The sequence below is a fragment of the Clostridium sp. genome (assembly GCF_050717535.1).
Lineage (GTDB): Bacteria > Bacillota > Clostridia > Clostridiales > Clostridiaceae > Clostridium_AD.
The window spans coordinates 91,129-105,523 of record NZ_JBOITM010000072.1; the positions used below are offsets into that span (position 1 = coordinate 91,129).

The window sequence follows — 14,395 nt, forward strand, 5'->3', positions numbered from 1 at the left end:
ATTAATTTCTAAAACGAAAAAAGTAAGGACTGCCATCTGTTAGGCTATCCTTACTTTATAATATTTATTATTTGATTTACCATTTTATTTTTTGGTTATATTATGATTTCATTCAATGTTAATAAGCCCATTTTCTTACGATATGAATTCTTCATGAATAGGCTATTTAATTTAATCATCTCTTCAGTTTCAAGATATTCATCAGCATTTGAGCAATATTCATAAAAGATGCTTTATTTATTTTCCTATAATAATGCCCATTATTCTTACTTAATGAATAGTACCCATTGTTATAAAATAACCCGTTGAAAGTAAAGTTATTAAAATCACGTTGTTTCCCTTTGTAAAATATATTGCTGTATAGTTATTTATTTTTTCACTCTTATGATATATCCATCCATTCTGTTCTAATAAATTATTATAATCAGAAACAAATGTTGAAGGTAATTTTAAAATACTATATTCATAAGTTACAACATTACCTGAAATAACAACCTTATCATAACTTATACCTGTGGGTTGAGGCACATCAGATAGTAACGGGAAAAATTTTGTAGTATTAATTTGAATGTTGTTAACTTCAATTAGTGTCTTTTCAATACCACCATTAAAAAAAGGTTTTACTTCATTGATAGGGATAGCAAAGTTATAATTACCCGTAGATTCACCAGCATACGTTATCCCTATAACTTGTCCCATCATATTGAATAACGCCCCCCCAGAACTTCCATGTGTAATAGGAGCATCTATTTGAATATCTTTACCTGATCTACCTGTAATACTTGTTCTATTAAGTCCACTAACCATTCCAGTTGACACCGTATTTTGCAATCCAAGTGGACTACCTATTGCAACAACAGGATCAGTTACCTCTGTTAGTGAGGAATCTCCTAACACAGCACTACATAAATTACTTGCATTTTCCAATTGTAAAATTGCTATATCTTGGTTTTCATTATAATTTAAAACACTTTTCACATCATACTTCGTTCCATTTTGTAAGGTTACATTTGCATAAGCACAACCTTTAATTACATGAAAATTAGTTACTAATGTTCCATTGAGATTTACTATAAATCCACTACCACTAGCAATAACTTTATGATTAATATCTTGAACTTGAATATAAACTACTGAATCCCCATATTTATTATTTATATCCTTAACACTTAAGGTTGTGTTTTCATCCGTTTTACTTTCTACTGCAAATACTGTTGAATTAATTATAGTGGAATTTTTATATGATATTCCGTAAACTACACTTTGTTCTGATGAGATTGCCTCAACAGTTGGTACTGTTAATGTAGCCATCTTCATTGTTGAGTCCATTGTTATTCTCATAGGTATTATTGTTGCATTTGTGCTTCCAATTGTTTGTGTTACGGCAAAATCTGATATACTAGGTGTCGACGTTAAAGCGCTATCAAATGTAATATTTACTTTTCCATTAATGGCACTCACTGATTTAATAATTGGAGCAGTATTTTCTGTTATATCGACTTTTACCACATATACAATTCCGTCAGTAGTAGTTATTTTAATTGTATCCTTTGAAGTAGTAACAAATATTCTTAATTTCGTTCCTGTAACGATATAATCTGTTGATTCTACTTTTGATATTCCGTTTACCAATACGTCTTTAACAGTTTTCCCAGTTGGTACATTTACAACAACATAATTATTCTCAAATATATCACGATCAAATACTCCTATGAGTATATTTGATTGTATTGCATCTCCAACAGATGTCTTAACATTTGGTAATGCTACTAATGTTTTAGTAAAATCCTGATTATTAGCAATAAATACCTCAGTTAGATCATCAAACTTATAAATTTTATTACTTACTTCGTATCCATAATCTTCTGAGTGCAACCCAATTGTTCTTTGGGTCTTAAAGTTTGCTGTACTAGCCTTTGTATAAGCCGTTTGTGATAAATCATTTAGTTTATAGATATCGCCATTCGCTGCAAAAGCAGCCATACTGAACGATGATGCAATTATTGTAGCTACTATAAACTTTGATAAACCAACCTTTCTTCCTTTTTCTCTCTTAATCATTTATTAAATCCCCCTTGTCTTTTTAAGTTAATGATGCCATATTATAACATAAAAATACATATTAGGGTATTTATATATTTTGTCACAATAGCTTAAACGGTACTAAGTAGACAGAATAGAAAGTAAATTGGTGGTAAATGTTGTGGGTCATTTTCTCCTTTTAATGCCAACGTATCTGCATGTTCTTGAGCCGTTATCCAAGCATTTGTTAAAGCATCGTCAATTTCTTCAATAAAATATGTTTCTGTTGCAAATTGCATAACTGGGGCAACGTATTCAGGTAATTACCTTTTGGATCGATAATACGGTCCCTTTCGCTACTATCTCTTCACTTATACCAAGTTTAAGAAAATTAATCACAGCTTCTACTTTACCTTTCCTATTTCTTTTCCCTCAACCTATTTTATTCTAGTAAGCTGATTTCTGCCTATATAGTTCATGTAGCATTCTAGCCTTTTCACATTCATTTAATAATATTCACATTTCGCATTTGATTTTACATCTAAAAATTTTATTCACTGAACTATTAAATCATTTTCATTTTGTTTAAATTAAATTAACAGTATAAATGTCTTTTTTCCCTACAACAATAATTAATACTTTTTTTAATCCCTCTGTTCCCAGTTCTTCTTGAACCATCTTACTTTTTCCATACATTTCAAGCTGCTTTAGTCCTTGCTTCTTTACTTTCTCCAAAGTATTCCTATCACTTTCTTTTATATACTTTAATTCTATGATCCATTGAAACTTAGTTATATCCTTAAGCTGAATTTTTCTTCTAAGCATCAAATCTACATAGCCGTTATTGTTTTCATCTTCACTCTTTATAAAATAAGTACTATCTACACCAAGCAAAGTAAGAAACATCATCTTTATATTTTTCTCGTCCATTTGTATAAGATCTCTATTTGATAAATCTTCTAATATACCTTTTACAATTTCTATTAAAGGTTCAATATCACCATGCATTCTCATTTGAGTTACTACATCTCTAACATCCTTAATTTGTATATTGTAATCTTCATTTACCTTTTGAAAATACTGTTCCCAGTAAATTGTTTTTATCACATAGTTAGGTATTTTAAGGACTATGCCACCGGGCCCCTGTTCTTTTATAGTAAGCATTCCAAGATAAAATAGAAGTGATTTAAAATTTTCCTTTTCACTGTATATAGTATGAATATTAAATCTATCTACAAGTCTTGTTGATGTTTCACCAGTAGACATAATTTCATCTAATGCTTCTGTATCATTAAAATTATAAGCTAATTGATTAACTTTACCATAGTCTGTTTTAACATTATTATCTATCATTTCTTCTGGGTACCTATTATATGCTAAATAACCATCAATAAAATACATTGCCATATCAGGATTAAAAACAGATTCACTATTTACATTAAATTTATAACCATTGTAATACTCAGTCATATCTTTACATATCTTTTTTCTAAGTTCCATATCAGTAAATCCTACTTCATCCATAATAGAAGAAAGTTCATTACGCGAGAATCCAAGCATAGAATTAAGCTTTTCATCTAAAGTATAGTTCCTAGTTATATTAAAGCCACTAGTTAAATCATCTAGCATTATAGGGCTTACTCCAGTCATAAATATCCTTGCAAAACTATCTGCGGTTGCGTCCTTTAAAGCCTTATAAAATACCTTAACAAAGCCCTCACCATGAAGTATACCTTTGTAAGTATTTTGTTTACCTCCTGTAATTAATTCATTGGCAAAATTATCATATTCATCTATGAGAGCAAATACGTGTTTATTATTCACTTTACAAAGCATATTTATATGTTCTACTACCATTTCTGCATTTAATTCTTCCAAAGGCAACTTATTTTCACCTAATAAATTTTTGTATCTAATTATGAATTCTTTAGCTGAGGATCTAACCTTAAAATTAAAGCTCTTTCTTAACTCTTCTTCACCATGTCCTGAATCTACTCCTGCAAAACTGATTTTCCAGACAAGAAAGTTGTTTCTCTCTTCAGTGGGATTTTTGCCTATATATAAATCACCAAATAGCTCTTCAAATTTATCTTTTTTATTTATATCATAATAATTTTCAAGCATTGATATAAATAAGCTCTTACCAAACCTTCTCGGCCTTATAAAAAATTGGTAAGGTGCATATTTGTCTAGTATATCTATATACGATGTTTTATCTACATAAAGGTAATTTTTTTCTCTTAAAATTTCAAAATTAGAAATGCCATAAGGTATTCTCTTCATATAAGCCACCCCTTTATTCATTCTATTTGTTTATTCAATTTTACCATTTTCATGTGAAATAATATACCCAGTTATAAAAGTTTAATTTGCAATTTGAAGCTTACACTATAAATATCTTTTTTTCCTACAACAATGATCAACACTTTCTTTAATCCCTCTTTATCCAATTCGTCTTGAACCATCTTACTTTCTCCATACATTTGAAGTTGCTTTAGCCCTTGATCCTTTACTTTTTCTAAAGTATTCCTATCACTCTCTTTTATATATTTTAATTCTATAATCCATTCAAATTTAGTTATATCCTTAAGCTGGATTTTTCTTCTAAGCATTATTACTGAAGTTAAAATCATATCATTTTCAACATCATATAACCCTGTGGCTTTAGCACGTGCAACTTTAATGGTTTGATTTTCAATATATCCAAATTTATCTCTTAATTTCTCAGTATTATTTATTTCTAGAATTGTTCCATAAATGCTTAACAATCTATAATCTTTATACCTCTTATAGTCAGTATCTTTATAAAACCATTTAATTATTTCATCAGACATTTTTATAAAGGCCGTTGGAGATAATTTTGTCTGGCGGCTGAAAAGGCTTGCTTTGTAACGTTAACATTTGTAACGTTTATGCCATTAAAAAAATCATCTAACTCTAGCTGAAGGCTCCTTTTTTCTTTTTGTTTTCATTAAAAACACCCCAATATCCATAAGATATACCCTGAAATAAGGTACTCAAATCGATTATTAGGGTGTTTTGAGAATGTCAAGTGTTTTTTTTGAATCATAGGAAGAATTCATTTTCCATTTTGTGTATTCTTAGCTTGATGACATTGCCCTCGGGAGTCCTTGCGAAAGGACCGTGAGGGACTTGAGCTTGCTACTTCACCATTTTATTTTTTATTTCTATTATTTTTTCTATTGGAAGTTCTGTTATTTCAACTATGTCTTCTATACTATTTCCCCTTTTCAGCATTTTTTCTGCTACTCTCAACGCTTTGTCTATTGCGCCTTCTTCTCTTCCTTCTTCTCTTCCTTCTTCCTTGTAGTGCAATTTTCTAATTTCGTCTATACTCAATTTAAATGCACCTCCTCTTTCCCTTTTATATTCTTCATATTTCTTTTCAAACGCAATGTCTTCATTTAAAAATAAGTATCCTAAAAAATCTACTAATGCTTTTATTTGATCATTGTTTTTAACTTTATTATAAGTTGATAATTCATCTGATAGTTTTATTTTTGCCTCATATATATCCTCATCTCTTGCACCTGTTTCTAATAAACTTTTCGCCATTTTAAAAACTAATTTGATTGGGTTATCATCACTAATATTTTCAAGTTCTATTTTTTCTACATCAATAGTTTTAAAGTTATATATTAGTATTTCATTTTCTAACTCTGGTAATTTGTATACATAACTTTTATCTTTTCCACTATCACCTTTATAAGTATATATTGCTGCCGCTACTATTTCTGACCTATCTTTATTATTATATCTAAATTTATCCCATATTCTATAAAAATATCTAAACATTCTTTCTCCAAAAATTTCATGCCCACTTCTATAGCTTTGTACTTCTACATGAATAAATAAGATCTTGCTTCCTTTATCTTTTAATCTTACCTTTATTATTTTATCGGATATTATGTTTTCAGCGCTATCTTTTTCAAATATATCTTTCTGTATTTCTTGCAAATCTTTATCTAATGATTCTGTTCCGAGTTCCCAATCTATTTTATTAAATATCTCTGGGAAAAGCAATTCTACTATTTCTACTTCAAATGCTTCCAAGATTGATTTCCACGCTGCATCAAAATCATGTTTTTTGTCAAAATTATTCACTTCCTTATAATTCTATAATTTACTAATTGATTTCATTATATCATATTAATTTTTCCTTTACACTACTTTTAAGCCATTAAAATAATGTCGTGAAACATACCACTTCACGACGAAAAAACTACCAAAATTTATTCAGTAGTTTTTCAAAAATAGCATGAAAAATCCCCTACATCTTTTATTGATGCAAGAGATTCCGTATTATCTATTATTAGCTTTTACACTATTCCTAATGCAGCATTTCCTTTTTTAGCTCTAGTACCTTTTCTATTGATAATCCTGTCCCCTTAGCGACTATTTCTTCACTTACTCCAAGTCTTAGAAAATTTATAGCATTTTCTATTGCATTATCAATGGCTCCCTTTTCTTCTGCTGATTTCATTCTTGTCTTTCGGTCGCTGATTTCTGCCTGTCTAGCTTCATATAACATTCTGGCTTTTTCATCTTTGCTTATTACCTGCAGTAAGTCATATGCTTTCTTGATGTCTTTGTTTTTCTCTGCTAACATTTCCATCGCTCCCTTCGATTTAGCATCTATGAATTCCATCCATTGGACTATTGGGTCATTTTCATCTCTCTCAATGTCATAATCAAATAGTTTTGCTATCTCTAAAAAATGCACCTCAAGTATATCCGTCAATCTATAGCCCGTTTTATCTTCAGTAAGGTGGTAGCTAGAATACAGCTTCTTTAGTGGTGTACACTTGAAATCTATTATATTTATAGTTACACATTTTTTTAACTTATCATAAGTATCTCCTGGATTTATCTGACTTGTATACATCTTGCTCCAGTAGAAGATAGTACGTTCTGCCATATAATCTGTTGGCAGTATCTGTATCTCAACATCTATTTGCTTACCTACTTTTGTTTTTACTCGTACATCAAGTATTCCTTTTTTATCTTCTTTGAATTCCTTTAGAAGCTCACTATTTATTATTTATATTCCCTCAAATTCTTCTTCTGGAAGACCTAATATATCACTTAGAAATGCTATTAGGAGGTCTTTATGTTTTTCATTACCAAATATATACTTAAACACAAAATCATATTTTGGGGACATTATGAAATTATCGTCTTTTGGTTTTACTTTGTTCTTAGGAATTTCATCACTTCCTCTATTTTACATTTGACTATTACATACTATTTTATTCATTCCTTCTATACTCTTATTTTATCAGAAAATTATATTTTATTCTACACTATTTATACTTGTATTTATCAAGCACTCTAGCTCCTACGTTCAATCTCATTATATCTTAACTATTATTCCACTAATTCACTTTATTAATTTCACTTTTTATTTCCTTTATACTATTTATATTGTTTTTCTTAACTTGAACTACTGCAGTTATTTTGCATTTATAACTTTCAATGTATCCCTAATTGTATCTATAAGTGGAAATTTTGTCTTTCTTAGTACAAGTCTCTTAAGATTTCTTAATTATGCCACCCACATTTATTAGCATGCCTTTTAATTCCATTATTGATATAGTTTCTAAAATATCTGCCTTATCATCTTGCATCACAAGTAACAATTTATCTAAAGTCATAGGGTTATCCTCTATTTTTGTAAGTATAAGTTTTTCTAGTACTGTTAAATCATCAACTATCAATTTTGTATTATCTTTTTTAATATTTACTCCTGGCCTCCACATATGCTCTAATAACAGTTGTGAAGGTTTTAAATATATTTTTGCACCTTCTTCTATTAACCTATTTGTTCCTATACTTTCTCTACTATAAATACTATTTGGAGTCGCAAATACTTGTCTATTTTGCTCCTTTGCGAATGCCGCAGTCAAAAGGGACCCACTTTTTTCCCCAGCTTCCACTACTAAAAGTTTTTTACACCACGCACTTATTAATCTATTTCTCATCGGAAAGTGATTAGCATCTGGTTTTGTTCCTGGTGGATATTCCGAAACAACTGCCCCTTTTTCTATAATTTTCTGCATAAGTTCTATATGTTCTTTAGGGTAACATATATCTAACCCACAACCTAAGATAGCTACTGTATATCCATTTGATTTTAAACAAGCTGTATGTGCATATCCATCTATACCTTTTGCCATTCCACTAATAACTGGTATATTATTCTGGGCTAAAAACGACCCTGCCTCTGCTGTTAGTCTTTTACCATATTCGGTACATCTACGACTGCCCACAATTGCTACTCCAACACTATCCTCTATAAGATTACCTCTGTAATATAAAATAACTGGAGCTTTTTTTATATCCTTAACCTCAATTGGATATAAAGAATCTCCATAAGTTAATATGCTTATATTTAATTTTTCACATTTACTTAGAATTTTCTCTGCACACGCTAAGGATTTGCAATTAAAAATTATATCTGCAGTCTTATCACCTATACCATCTACATTTATAAGTTCATATTTTGTGGCTTTATAAATATTTTGTGGTGTTTTAAAAACACTCAATAATGCTTTTGCCATTACAGGACCGATACCATTAATTTGTGCTAGCCATATCCAATACACATCGCCACTACAATACTCGGTCACTTAAATCACCACCATATTTACTTGCTCTTTATCTAAATCTCTACACATTAAGGCTTTGGCAATGTGCCGCTTACTTATATTTTTTGAACCATCAATATCTGCAAAGGTTCTTGCTACTTTTAAGAATTTATGAAAAGTCCTTGCGCTATAATTAAATCTATCAAAAGCCATTTGTAGAAGCATTTTGCTTTCATCCTCTAGTATGCAAAACTCCTTAATTAAAGCTGGCGTCATTTCTGCATTTGAATTTATGTCTTCAATATTTTTATATCTTTCTCTTTGTATGTTTCTAGCAAACTCAACTTTTTGTCTTAACTCACTTGAACTAGTCCCTTTGGAATTATCAGAGAGCTTTATGAAATCTACGGGTAGAACATATTTTTGAATATCTATTCTGTCCAGCATTGGACCTGATATTTTCTGCCTATATTTCAATACTTCATAATCACTACAGTGGCATCTTTGTTGCCCATAATAACCACAGGGGCAAGGATTCATTGCAGCTATAAGCATAAAACTTGATGGATAAACGTTAGTATATTTAACTCTAGCAATAGTGACATTATTATCTTCCATTGGCTGCCTTAAAGCATCTAGAGTTTTCTTATTAAATTCTGCAATCTCATCTAAAAATAATACACCATTGTGAGCAAGAGAAATTTCTCCGGGCATGGCATTGTTTCCTCCACCTACAAGAGAATTCATGGAAGCATTATGATGTGGTGCTCTAAAAGGTCTTTCTGTTATTAATGTACCTTTATTTTTTAAAACACCTGACACGCTATATATTTTTGTTACTTCCAAAGCTTCCTTTTCTGTCATTGACGGAAGAATAGACGGTATCCTTTTAGCTATCATCGACTTACCACAGCCCGGTGCACCAGACATAATTAAATTATGACCACCTGCTGCAGTTGCTACAATAAACTCTATAATAGCATCTTGACCTTGAACATCCTGAAAATCAAATAAGTATGGCTTTTGTATTACATGCTCACATTTTAATTTCTCTAATGAAGTGTAAGGTGTTACGCCTTCTAAAAAAGAAATTACTTCTGTAAGCTTTTCAAATCCAAAAATATTTATACCTTTTACTAAAGATGCCTCTCTTATATTTTCCTTAGGAACAATTAGATTAGTAATCCCCATTTTCTTGGCTTCCATTGTCATAGGCAGGATTCCTGCACATGCTCTTATATCTGCATTTAAAGATAGCTCTCCAATAAATGCAAAACTTTCAATCTCCTCGATATTAATTTGTTTTGACTGTATCAAGAGCCCTATAGCCATAGCCAAATCAAAGTGAGATCCACTCTTTTTGATATCCCCTGGTGAAAGATTTATAACAATTTTCATTCTAGGGAATTCATATTTAACATGTATTATAGCGGCCTCCAATCTTTCTTTAGCCTCTTTTACAGATGCATCTCCAAGTCCAACGATGGATACAGAAGGTTGCCCGTATATAGTATCTGTTTCAATTTTTACAACATACCCTTCTATCCCACTTATAGCGAAACTATTAACTACTGCTGCCATTTTTATTACCTCCTAGCACCCTATCAGTCTTCGTTTTCAATGCACTTTCTACAAACTTTCTATATAATTCTTTATTGTCATCTCTCTTAAAGTGAGAAAGTATATATTGCGAAACTGTAAATCTATCCTCAAATACTCCTATGAATATACTATAACTGCTCCATTTATATTCTTCTGGTTTATCTACCATATTAGCTCTTACAGGGTTCAAATGAATGTATCTACTAGTAGTTAATAATTGCGCATCATCCTCAATAATTTCTGTATGGTATCTGTCTTGATATAAATGTCCTATATATTTGTACTTAGTATTGAAATATCGCGCATAAATACTGTGAACCCTAGCTATGAAATAACCTATATGTATATCTTCTGTTTTCATAAGTATATGAACATGATTGTTCATTAAACAATAGCAGTATATTTGAAATTTGCCTTTGAAATAATTTATTGCACATTCTAAAAAACTACAATAAACTTGAAAATCTTCTTCATCTCTAAATATATCATTTCTATGGTTGCCACGAGCTGTAATGTGAAAAGTGGCCCCTGGATAATTTTCTCTTCTTTTATTTGTCATATTCTTCAACTCCATTCTATAATACATTTTTAACATAACCAATTAAGTTTAATCATATTACCACTTTATTTCTTAAAAGTTTTTGTTCCCTTAGTTCCTAGTTCACTAGTTCTTCACGACGAAAAAACTACCGAAATTATATATTGCTATAAATTTCAGTAGTTCCCTCCCCTGGCTATCGCCAAGTTTTTTTGTTTCTTTTCTTCCCCACTTTTCACCACTTCTTCATATCTTCTCTTCCCACATCAGCTGTCCCATCTTTGATGCCCTTCGGGTTTCGTTGTTCACACTCTGTTCACAACCCCCAGGGGTCTTTGCGAGGCCTTGGCTGAGCTTGCTACGGGTTTCTCCTATTAATTGCATTCTCCTAATTATTAGGCTGCTGGTACGACCACTTTACAGAAACTAGAAATTTATGTTAGTTATTTTATGGCTCTATTTTCATTAATTACATTACCTATCTTATTAATTGTTCCTTCTGTATGTGCAACTTTATAAGTAATATTATCAATCTCTGCTTTATGTGTAGTATTACTGTGTTCAATAGCTTTTACAACAGAAAATATTTCGTCTTGCCTTGTTTCCATAGCATCTAATTTCTTCATTAACATTTCGAACATTTTCTTTGTTTCATTATCCATTCTAAATCACCACCACTATTTTAATTTTCAAGTAAAATAATTATAACATCTTCAAACTTCTTTATCAACCTATAAAATTTCACATCTTTCCAATATCGTGAAACAGAACCTTCACGACAAAAAAACTACCGAAATTTATTCAGTAGTTTTCAAGCACTCTATCTCCTACGTTCAATCTCATTATATCTTAACTATTATTCCACTAATTCACTTGATTGTCTTAGAAAATCGCCATTATCCCTTAAAAATAAGTAGACCTTCCCCCTCCCCGTTAACACATATCACCCTAACCTATTCTATTGTTATATCTATTATGTAGTATTAAAAATATATTTTTTATCTATCTTTAATAAATAGAGCTCTTTAATTATAATCCTAATTAATTCCTTCTGGGATCTCACAGCACTTTTCAGTCTTCTATTTATAAATAATTGCATTAAATTTGATGCTATTATCATTAAATATAATATGGCTTCTATTGCGTTTATATTATGAACAAAACATCTGTCTAAAGCACAATGGGTTTTTAAGTTATTGAATACACTATTTTCTATATCCCATCTTGCACTAATTATCTTATATAATACCTTTAGAGGAATTTCAAAGGATGTTGTTATCAGTAAAATTTGCGAATATTTTTTATTATCTTTCTTCTTTGTAAATTTTATAAACCTTAATGGCTCATCCACATTATTCATGTGAAAACTTTTTTCATATGCTTTAACTTCTAAATTTTTATTTTCATCATACCAATTTTCAGTTATCTCTTCTTTATTGATTTCACTTTTTATTTCTTTTATACTATTTATATTATTTTTCTTAACTTGAACTACCGCAGTTACTTTGCATTTATAACAATGATTTATCCATATTGAATTACATGCCAAGGCATCATATACAACAATATCAATTAGATTTTTATGTTCACTAGTAACCTTTTCAAGTAGCCTCTTTGCTACAGTTAGCTCACCTTCATCCTTTTTAGGACTATCAATTCCAGCCTTGTATAATTCAAAATCTAATACAAGTCTTGGTTTTTTTCCTACAGTAGAAACGAAAACTGCACTATGTGAGTAATGCGTTTTTTTACCTTTCACTGTAACTAAACATTCCTCACAACTCTTTTTATTACTTCCAAATATTTTAGTTCCGTCTATAGCTGCCACAGTGTACCCATCTATAGTTCCCTTTCTAAATACTTTATTTTCCACTGTTTTTTTTATTATTCCTATATTAATTTCTTCTATTCCTTTTATATTTATAACTTTTAATGTATCCCTTATTGTATCTATAAGTGGAAATTTTGTCTTTCTTTGTACAAGTCTTTTAAAATCATTACTCTTAACTCTATTATTTAATTCGTTGAAACTTTGAATTCTTATCATGAACCCAAAAAGTACCGGCAATATTACCTGCCCGGTACTATAGATTGGATTTCTTCTTTTATCTTTTAACCTATTAATTCCCCTCTCTATTTTATAAACTTCTTTCATATATTTCACTAATTTTTCTAAATACTTTATCCCCATTTTATACCTCATTTCCCTATAATTATTTTAATAGGAAACAAGTTATATTTCAAGTCTTTAGCGGAATTTACTACTGCTTTTAAACACAGTTCAAACTGTTGAATTTTATGGATTTGTTTATTAATGGAGCGAAACTGCTGCTTGCTAAGGGGTCTGACCCCTTGCATAGTTTGGAAGTGGACAAGCTCTGTTGCTAGTTTCTGTTTACTACTCTTTTGCCTGTTTGTATATTTCATCGATGCTCATACCTTTATAAATTTCTTGTTGTATGCTTAAATAATCTTCACTTCCATTATTTTCTACTTGTCGTATAAATCTTATAAATCCAGAATATCCCAGCTCTTTTATTAATACACTAGATCCTTTTTCAATTATTTCCTTATCATTATATTTACTTTTTTCATTCAATAACATCTATACTCATCTCCCCTCTAACAAAATCTATAGGATTCATTAATTTTATTTTACCAATTATATCTTCTAAACCTACATTGTTTTTTATCACGGTTTTTATGAATTTATCATCACATGTTATAAAATAATCACACTTGCAATATACTGCACAAGCTAAATGAAGCGCATCTTTAGGTTTCGTATTAGAATTAGCCATTATAAATTTACCTATTTTTAATATTTCATCATTTGGTTCAATATTGATTTTACATATGCTTGAAATAGTTTTTATAGAACTTCTTCTATATGAAAATGGATTTTTATTATTTTCATCATCTAGCATAAATGACCAACACAATTGATATTGTTCCTTTTCTATCAATTCAAAAATAATATCAATTGCCATTGTTTCAAATTTAATTCTAAGTTGTGATTGATCATCAAAAACCCTGTTGTAAATATTCATATCTAAATAAATATGCATTTATCTTATATCTCCATTCTTATTCTTTTCATATTATTATTATATAATATTACCTAACATAATAGTATTATATCATCTTTTTTATTTTTAAACATCTTTTCAATAAAAACTACAGAACTACTATTGTCCATTTGGTAGTTAATTCTATCGGTTATTTCTTTTTTTGTTTCTTACTTTATTTAACTCCAACTTTTCACGCTCCGATCACTATAATGAATATTCTATAAATGTCGTTAAACCTAACCTTCACGACGAAAAAACTATCAAAATATATAGCCTTCTATATATTTTGATAGTTTGCATCCCTGGCTATCGCCAAGATTTTTTTGTTCCTTTTCTTTTTTTAACTTTTCACCACAACTGCAATTCTTCTCTTCCCGCATCAGCTGTTCCATCTTTGATGCCCTTCGGGTTTCGTTGTTCACACTCTGTTCACAACCCCCGGCAGGCTGTGCGAGAATTAGATTTTAGATATAATCCGCAGCTGAATTAGAAATTTAAAATTTTATTGTAACTATTTTTCTTGATATAAAGCAAAAAAAGCACCTATATTAGGC

At 30.1% G+C, this 14,395-nt stretch carries 13 protein-coding genes and 1 pseudogene; all 14 read right to left on the minus strand.

Translation table 11 applies throughout. The features are described from left to right. Positions 1 to 270 precede the first annotated feature (270 nt). Positions 271 to 2,061: a S1C family serine protease gene (locus ACREVU_RS13115; RefSeq protein WP_431552048.1), complete on the minus strand. Its 1,791-nt coding sequence runs from the start codon at positions 2,059 to 2,061 to the stop codon at positions 271 to 273. A gap of 92 nt (positions 2,062 to 2,153) precedes the next feature. Further along, positions 2,154 to 2,321 (minus strand): hypothetical protein, encoded by a 168-nt coding sequence (locus ACREVU_RS13120; protein ID WP_431552049.1) that lies wholly within the window; start codon positions 2,319 to 2,321, stop codon positions 2,154 to 2,156. A 286-nt stretch (positions 2,322 to 2,607) separates the two neighbouring features. Next, entirely contained in the window at positions 2,608 to 4,305 is a 1,698-nt protein-coding gene (locus ACREVU_RS13125) for a PD-(D/E)XK nuclease domain-containing ATP-binding protein (protein ID WP_431552050.1), read from the minus strand. Positions 4,306 to 4,376: 71 nt separating this feature from the next. Then, complete coding sequence (locus ACREVU_RS13130; protein ID WP_431552051.1) at positions 4,377 to 4,856, minus strand: PD-(D/E)XK nuclease domain-containing protein; 480 nt, start codon at positions 4,854 to 4,856, stop codon at positions 4,377 to 4,379. A 328-nt stretch (positions 4,857 to 5,184) separates the two neighbouring features. Continuing rightward, a complete protein-coding gene (locus ACREVU_RS13135) occupies positions 5,185 to 6,147 on the minus strand; it encodes an Rpn family recombination-promoting nuclease/putative transposase (RefSeq protein ID WP_431552052.1) in 963 nt (320 codons plus the stop codon). Between the two features lie 226 nt (positions 6,148 to 6,373). Next, a pseudogene (locus tag ACREVU_RS13140) lies at positions 6,374 to 7,207 on the minus strand (Rpn family recombination-promoting nuclease/putative transposase). Between the two features lie 367 nt (positions 7,208 to 7,574). Next, positions 7,575 to 8,672: a DNA-processing protein DprA gene (gene dprA, locus ACREVU_RS13145; protein WP_431552053.1), complete on the minus strand. Its 1,098-nt coding sequence runs from the start codon at positions 8,670 to 8,672 to the stop codon at positions 7,575 to 7,577. Beyond that, positions 8,673 to 10,211, minus strand: a complete 1,539-nt coding sequence (locus ACREVU_RS13150) for a YifB family Mg chelatase-like AAA ATPase (protein WP_431552054.1) — start codon at positions 10,209 to 10,211, stop codon at positions 8,673 to 8,675. After that, positions 10,195 to 10,791, minus strand: a complete 597-nt coding sequence (locus ACREVU_RS13155) for an REP-associated tyrosine transposase (RefSeq protein ID WP_431552055.1) — start codon at positions 10,789 to 10,791, stop codon at positions 10,195 to 10,197. The genes ACREVU_RS13150 and ACREVU_RS13155 overlap by 17 nt, the downstream gene beginning before the upstream one ends. Before the next feature lie 422 nt (positions 10,792 to 11,213). Next, positions 11,214 to 11,432 carry a M domain protein gene (locus ACREVU_RS13160; RefSeq protein WP_431552056.1) on the minus strand — a complete coding sequence of 73 codons (219 nt, stop codon included), beginning with the start codon at positions 11,430 to 11,432 and terminating at the stop codon, positions 11,214 to 11,216. Between the two features lie 311 nt (positions 11,433 to 11,743). Then, positions 11,744 to 12,961, minus strand: a complete 1,218-nt coding sequence (locus tag ACREVU_RS13165) for a transposase (protein WP_431552057.1) — start codon at positions 12,959 to 12,961, stop codon at positions 11,744 to 11,746. 207 nt (positions 12,962 to 13,168) lie between these two features. After that, positions 13,169 to 13,375 carry a hypothetical protein gene (locus ACREVU_RS13170; RefSeq protein ID WP_431552058.1) on the minus strand — a complete coding sequence of 69 codons (207 nt, stop codon included), beginning with the start codon at positions 13,373 to 13,375 and terminating at the stop codon, positions 13,169 to 13,171. After that, on the minus strand, positions 13,362 to 13,820 hold the full coding sequence (locus ACREVU_RS13175) for a type II toxin-antitoxin system VapC family toxin (protein ID WP_431552059.1): 459 nt from the start codon (positions 13,818 to 13,820) through the stop codon (positions 13,362 to 13,364). Before ACREVU_RS13175 ends, ACREVU_RS13170 begins: the two co-directional genes overlap by 14 nt. 281 nt (positions 13,821 to 14,101) lie before the next feature. Further along, positions 14,102 to 14,263, minus strand: coding sequence for a hypothetical protein (locus tag ACREVU_RS13180; protein ID WP_431552060.1), 162 nt, complete (start codon positions 14,261 to 14,263; stop codon positions 14,102 to 14,104). Positions 14,264 to 14,395: the final 132 nt, after the last annotated feature.

Bases quoted from the DNA above. Each gene is read 5' to 3' on its own strand.
- ACREVU_RS13115 (WP_431552048.1), bottom strand. From the start codon at position 2,061: ATGATTAAGAGAGAAAAAGGAAGAAAGGTTGGTTTATCAAAGTTTATA.
- ACREVU_RS13120 (WP_431552049.1), bottom strand. From the start codon at position 2,321: ATGCAATTTGCAACAGAAACATATTTTATTGAAGAAATTGACGATGCT.
- ACREVU_RS13125 (WP_431552050.1), bottom strand. From the start codon at position 4,305: ATGAAGAGAATACCTTATGGCATTTCTAATTTTGAAATTTTAAGAGAA.
- ACREVU_RS13130 (WP_431552051.1), bottom strand. From the start codon at position 4,856: ATGTCTGATGAAATAATTAAATGGTTTTATAAAGATACTGACTATAAG.
- ACREVU_RS13150 (WP_431552054.1), bottom strand. From the start codon at position 10,211: ATGGCAGCAGTAGTTAATAGTTTCGCTATAAGTGGGATAGAAGGGTAT.
- ACREVU_RS13155 (WP_431552055.1), bottom strand. From the start codon at position 10,791: ATGACAAATAAAAGAAGAGAAAATTATCCAGGGGCCACTTTTCACATT.
- ACREVU_RS13160 (WP_431552056.1), bottom strand. From the start codon at position 11,432: ATGGATAATGAAACAAAGAAAATGTTCGAAATGTTAATGAAGAAATTA.
- ACREVU_RS13165 (WP_431552057.1), bottom strand. From the start codon at position 12,961: ATGGGGATAAAGTATTTAGAAAAATTAGTGAAATATATGAAAGAAGTT.
- ACREVU_RS13170 (WP_431552058.1), bottom strand. From the start codon at position 13,375: ATGTTATTGAATGAAAAAAGTAAATATAATGATAAGGAAATAATTGAA.
- ACREVU_RS13175 (WP_431552059.1), bottom strand. From the start codon at position 13,820: ATGAATATTTACAACAGGGTTTTTGATGATCAATCACAACTTAGAATT.